Origin of the sequence: Phormidesmis priestleyi ULC007 (assembly GCF_003003695.1) — a bacterium.
GTDB classification, from domain to species: domain Bacteria; phylum Cyanobacteriota; class Cyanobacteriia; order Leptolyngbyales; family Leptolyngbyaceae; genus Phormidesmis_A; species Phormidesmis_A priestleyi_A.
This window is the reverse complement of sequence record NZ_PVWG01000160.1, coordinates 1-602: the sequence shown is the minus strand read 5'-3', so window position 1 is coordinate 602 and position 602 is coordinate 1. Positions and strand designations below refer to the sequence as shown.

The following is a 602-nucleotide window of genomic DNA, read 5'->3' as shown; positions in this document are numbered from 1 at the left end:
TAATCAGGAATTCGGGTGCGATGGGTTTGCAGGTAGGCAATGAATTTGAGGGCTGAGTCAGTGGCATCGCGCAGCAATGCCCAGATGGCTTGATTGAGGTTGCCTTGCCACAGATACTCTCTGATTTGATGGCAGCGAGTCGCAGGGACTGCTACCTTGTGTAAGTTCTCCATCAGATGAAACCAGTCGAGAACCTCTCGCCGTTGGTGAGGGTTTCCAATCTGGGCAAACAGATTCCAAATGCCATCATGCCCATCGCCTAAACAGGAAAGCGTTGGCGCTAGCGGTTGGGCATTCACCCACGTTCCCAGAGTCTGATTTTGCTGAAAGTAGGCAGCCACTGCTTGCTCCCCTAAGGTCACCGCTTTATAGTCATTCCAAAGACTCTCTTGTCCGAGTGGGGGGCGTAATCTGACTTTTCCGCCATCAATGCTCACGGTATTCACGATTTCATCCACGACGACCGGTTCAAAGTCGTGCCGGTGGACTAGTCGCTGTTGGGTGCTGTGAGCGATGCTCACGGGGGTGAGCATCGCTAAATCCTCTGCTGTGCGTTGGTAGGAATTGTTGGCGCTCACCAAAAGACAGCACTTCTCCAGATA

The 602-nt window shown here is 52.5% G+C and carries 1 pseudogene; it reads right to left on the bottom strand.

The window, feature by feature from the left end:
* Nucleotides 1–533: pseudogene (locus C7B65_RS27190) on the bottom strand (ISKra4 family transposase); the annotation flags it as partial.
* Nucleotides 534–602: the final 69 nt, after the last annotated feature.